General features: G+C 35.3%; 3 protein-coding genes and 1 pseudogene. All 4 read left to right on the plus strand.

Translation table 11 applies throughout. The features are described 5' to 3' along the window. The first annotated feature begins 209 nt into the window (after positions 1-209). The 4 genes and pseudogenes from CER18_RS09355 (at position 210) to CER18_RS09370 (ending at position 4,285) form a co-directional block, all read left to right on the plus strand. Positions 210-638: an HNH/ENDO VII family nuclease gene (locus CER18_RS09355; RefSeq protein ID WP_348602867.1), complete on the plus strand. Its 429-nt coding sequence runs from the start codon at positions 210-212 to the stop codon at positions 636-638. A gap of 34 nt (positions 639-672) precedes the next feature. Next, on the plus strand, positions 673-1,137 hold the full coding sequence (locus CER18_RS09360; protein WP_100129709.1) for an SMI1/KNR4 family protein: 465 nt from the start codon (positions 673-675) through the stop codon (positions 1,135-1,137). A gap of 103 nt (positions 1,138-1,240) precedes the next feature. Then, positions 1,241-1,705: an SMI1/KNR4 family protein gene (locus CER18_RS09365; RefSeq protein ID WP_100129708.1), complete on the plus strand. Its 465-nt coding sequence runs from the start codon at positions 1,241-1,243 to the stop codon at positions 1,703-1,705. A 5-nt stretch (positions 1,706-1,710) separates the two neighbouring features. After that, positions 1,711-4,285, plus strand: a pseudogene (locus tag CER18_RS09370) (DUF6990 domain-containing protein). Positions 4,286-5,384: the final 1,099 nt, after the last annotated feature.

Below are 5,384 nucleotides of genomic sequence, written 5' to 3' on the forward strand. Positions count from 1 at the left end.
AATATATAGTCTTTATAAGTATTGAGGAGCAGGATTCCTAGTGATGATATTGTTTACTGCAACTTAAACGATAGAAAAAAGCTTAGTAGAACCACAGCAGCTCGTTGTGAGTAGAACTTGATTTTAGTGAGACATTGTTCTCCGATTACTCTCAATTTTGGGAGAGGAAGTGCTCACTTTTAAGTAAAAAAGATCCTGCCAAACTTGCAGTGAAGAAAGAATTGACCAACCTTGCTGCTCAAGAAAAAAAGAGTTGGTTAAAAGAAAAACCCATTAAATTTACCGATAGCAAATTTGGTCAGACAAACAAAGTCTATAAGAGAAACGATTTGTTTGATCCTAACAAAAGAGTTAAATGGACTGAAAAACAGGAAACAATATGGGGTACCAATATTGAGAGGATGGAAACAGGAAGAGCACCCATTGGCTTTGATAATAAACCTGTTGAATTGCATCATATGCTGCAAACACATGATGGTCCCATAGCAGAAGTTACAAATGCATTTCATAATAAACATCATTCTGCTATTCATATTAATCCTAACACAATGGGATCGGGTATTGATAGGGATGCATTTGCTTTGTGGAGACAGAAATATTGGAAGGAACGTGCTAAAGATTATGAAAAGAAAATATAGAAGCTAAAAAATGACAATTTATGGAGAAAAAATTATGAAAACTTATACTATAGATGATGTTGCACAATTAGTTGATAAATATAGCGATCGTATCAATTTTGGTACTGTTGATGATGAAGTTGATGATGTACTGATTGAAAAAGCAGAAAAAACTCTTGGTTTGCAGTTTACAACTTCCTACAAAAGTTTTTTAAAAAACTATGGAAGAGCAGAGATCTGTGGTGAGGAAATATTAAGTGTTTATAATACAAACTTTGAAATTGCTCGTAGTGATGATATTGTTTATTATCATATAACGGATATAGAAAATGGTTTAGCAAAACCACAGCAGCTTGTTGTGAGTAGAACCGATTTTGGTGAGACATTTTACTTTGATTACTCTAAATTTCAAGATGCGGAGTGTCCACTCTATCTTAGATTTCCACCTAGCGATCCCCAGTATTACGCAGGTAACTTTTATGAATTTCTCTGTAAAAGGATTACAGATAACTTGAAGTAAATTTCTTTGTATGGTGGTTTTACTTCCGAATTGCAATGTTAAACCACCGTTTTTTTCTTTTCAAGAATGCAGGTATCGTTAATATTTTTAGGGGGGATCATCTATGAAAACCTATACCTTAGATGATGTTGTCATACTAGTTGAGAAATATAGTGATATTGTTGATTTTGGCACTGCAGAGGATGCGGTTAGTGATGAAAGGATTGAAGAAGCTGAGAAAATTCTTGGTGTAAAGTTTACAACTTCTTATAAAGACTTTTTAAAAAATTATAAAGGAGGAGAAATTGGAGGTGATGAAATTTTTAGCATTTATAACGCAAGTTTTGATAAGTGTCCTGCTGGTGATATTGTTTTCTATCATTTGACGGATATAAAAAATGGTTTGGCAAAACCACAGCAGCTTGTTATCAATAGAACAGATTTTGGTGAAACCTTTTACTTTGATTATACTCAGTTTCAGGATGGAGAGTGTCCGCTCTATCTTAAGTTTCCACCTAGCGATCCCCAGTATTACGCAAGTAATTTTTATGAATTTCTCTGTAAAAGAATTAAAGAGCACGCAGGGTAATGACGATGCAAACCAAAGATGCAACAGAGATTTTAAAAAGACTTGGCTGGGAGCCTCATCGCGATGAAATGGATGATATGTTTGCTTATTATCATCTCCCTGATCGTATCGTGCGTATTCACTATGGTGTTATAGATTATGGACGGGATAGCGGAAGATTGTGGGTTTCTGTCAGTCTTACTACAGCTGCCTATTGTCTTGGCTGGGAATACGCTAACGGTAAGAAATCGCGATACCAATATGAGGATATGCTGATTTCTTCAGAAGAGAATTTTGGAGTTACAGCACTAGAATTTTTTGAAAACCACGTTAAGGTAGCTTTAAATAAAGTGTTAGTTTGGGCGCACGCACAAGATATTGAGCAAAAATTACATGAAGAATCTGCTAATCATTCTCTTGTTGCAAAAGCTTTACTCGGCAATATTGAGGCTTTAAGGAATTACAAATCTATATCTCAATTATGTGTACCAGAGTTTTCTGATTATGAAAAGATGACACAGGTTGAGCGTATGATCTTTTTTGCTGAGGCTTATAAAAATGGTGAGTTAGATGATATTCTTGCTCAGAAACGACCTAAACAACGGTTGATGAGTCTCACAGCAGCAACTGGTATTCTTAAAACCCACGGTTGGTTTGCCACAGAACCTGGAAAGATGTGGCTCTCTTTGCCAGACCGCTTTATTCAGTTTGATTTTGGCTTTATACGTCTTCATGATAGTTACAATGTTCGTCTTGAAGCTGAAATATCTAATGAAGAGATTTCTGTAGCTTGCAAATATATTCACTATAATGGGGAATATGAGTGCGTCTCACCTACAAATATTTATAATTCTTTTAATACGCTTGGAGGAGGGATTTTTAGCGGTTCTGGTAAAGAGATTAATATTTGTCTAGAGACATTAAATGAGCACGAGTTGACAAAAATCTCTGAGCGAGTGATACAATGGGCATGCGCCCAAGATTTACAAGCGTCGATCGAAAGAAAAACACTTTTCCAAAAATATAGCTACAATATAGATATAGTCTGGCATTTGGCTTGCTTAGCATTGACAGGTCAAATTGATGTCCTAAAATCCTATCAAAATTCACTTGCAGCAGGCAAGATCCCTGAAAATTTAGAAAACAGTGATGTAGAAAAATATGTTAGTCACGCTGTTGAATTTGCTAAAGAACATCTAAAAATTCTTAATGAACGGGAGGCAACAGAAGCACGTCTTGGTTCGCAAGATTTGATTATGTTTAATAAAGTTGCAGAGCAATTAAAAGCCATGGGCTGGACAGTTTATCGGGATAAAAACTATGATCGTAATGCTTATTTTATAAAAAAAGACCGTCTCATCAACATAGTATACAGTTTTGATATAAAAGAAGAAAAGCCAACTGTTACTTTCGAAGCTTCACTTTCAACACTTGGTTTTTCTACGGCACATCGGTATGTATTCCCCGATAAACCTCAATATACAGCTCTCAAAAAGGAAGAAGAAGTTTATAAGTTGTTTGACTCTGAACTAGAAGAAGGTAAGTTAAAGCAGATTTGTACAGATATTCTTAAGTGGGCTGATAGCCAAAACACCAATCAAATTATCTATGATTATGCGATTTTGTCACCGAAGAGTGAATTGTACCTTGCTGTACGTCACCTCATTGCACTTATTTTGATTGGAAATATCAAAAAGCTCAAGTTTTATAAAGAGAGTTTTCAAAGAAAAAATTATTTAGGCTTTGCAGATTATATCACAAAATATGATATTGACAACGCTCTTACTCTCGCTCTGTGTTATCGAACGGGTTTTCCAAAAAATGCTCCAATTTTAAGCTTGGATCCGCAAAACGGCATCTGATGCTTCCAAAACTGTTGCAGGTGAGCCGACAGAGGAAGTAGAGGAAACGGATGACAAAGATGCTCCATTGACCATGGAAAGTGCTCATGAACTTTTAAAAAGTTTAGGTTGGTCAACTGAGAAAATCAATGAAGATGATTATATGGCAAGCTATCAATTGGCGGATAGTGAAGTAGATATTCTTTACAACGATGAAGTTGCTAAAGATTGTCCGCAATTTGATAGCGCCTTTTTGATTAGCACGGGCATTTTGGCTTCAGTTTGCAAATTTATTGATCCTACCCACACGGAAGATATCCCAGATATACAACTTAATTTTGAAGCCAAGGGACTGGAAATCTTTGAACCAGAAGTCACTGCGGATCGTTTAACACAGGCGCTTGATGATGCGCTAGAATGGTTAGTAACTGCTATTGATCTTTCTGAAAGGTTCCGCTCTGATTATAGCACTGCTCCTTGGCAACAGGATGCAACGGATAAGGGAGATGATACGGATGATGCTTTGCTTCATCTTGGCGCTCTTGCTTTATTAGGTGATGTTGAGACCTTGCATTCTTATCAGCAAAGTTTTGCAGTAGGAGATCATCTAGGCTTTGACGACAGCATCAACGAAACTCACCTTGAACGGGCAATAGCTTTAGCGCAAGAAGTAGCAAAAGCTAAACAGCTGAGTTACGCTTTGATTGAATGGGTAGCGGAAGAGCTTGATGATCAACGAGAGGTTTCCTGCGAAGAGTAGCCTCACTCTTGGAAAGAGAAAATAGCTAAATTTATCGAAAAAAGACAAGAAATAGCCCTTTACGATCTCAAAAATTTTATAGAAAACAGATTTTTGTCTAAAGCTTTTATCACTCGTTGAGTGAATTCAACAGCTGTGAGATTTTACCGTTGTTACGGATGGTGATTTCACGCTTGGTACTGCAGGGCTATCCAGTGGGGTGGTCAGATGCATCTGGTGGCAGATAAGGGCAAGATTAAGTTTTGCATCAATAAGGATCAAGATTTTTAGGATACTGATCAGTTATGCTTTAATTAAAATAGCCCTTGTGCCATTTATCATAAGATACATGATAAATATGATAATTGTGATTTATAGACTGTTATGAAAACATCTAAAGAGAGATTAATAATTCTAGAGATTAGAAAAATCCTTTTTAATAGACCGTATCAGTGTTGTCAGTTCCTTTTAGACCTTCTATTATTTTTTTTAATGAGAAAAAAATAAAAATCATTATATTTCAATGTGTTAATGTTTTAAAGAAACAACCTATATTAAATACAATCCGTAAATACAATCTATAATATATATAAAAAGGGGTTTTGTAGGGGTTTTGGGGGGTTAAGAACCTACAAAACCTATAAGTAAAATGAATATACATAACTCTCTTTAAACAAAGCTTTTGAAAACAATAAAGCACTCATTTTAGATTACGGTATAACCTCTTAAAGGCAATGTAAAAAGATCTAATTCACTTTAAGATAGGATTTCTTAAAAGTCTTAAAGCAATCCAAATAAGAGTATCTAAAAGTGCAAGTTTTTTCTTTTTAGAATAACGCATATTAGGATTGTATCTAATCAACTTAACAAAAGAGGTATAGATTATGGTTATAAGCTCTATACCCCTTATGCGTTTATCATACCCATTATGTGAGCATGCTTTATAAGTTATTCAGTTTCTCTTAATACCAAATTTGGTAAGTTTTTAACGATTTTCATTGTTTCTAAGCTTACGGTAATAACCCTTTGAAACAATTCCAATGGATAAGCAGGGTTGCCAACGGTTTCAACAGCATAGCGATTGGCATCATTGACAATACCACTCTTTTTATCAGTCTTT

Source organism: Bartonella tribocorum, assembly GCF_002777915.1.
Classification (GTDB): Bacteria; Pseudomonadota; Alphaproteobacteria; order Rhizobiales; family Rhizobiaceae; genus Bartonella; species Bartonella tribocorum_A.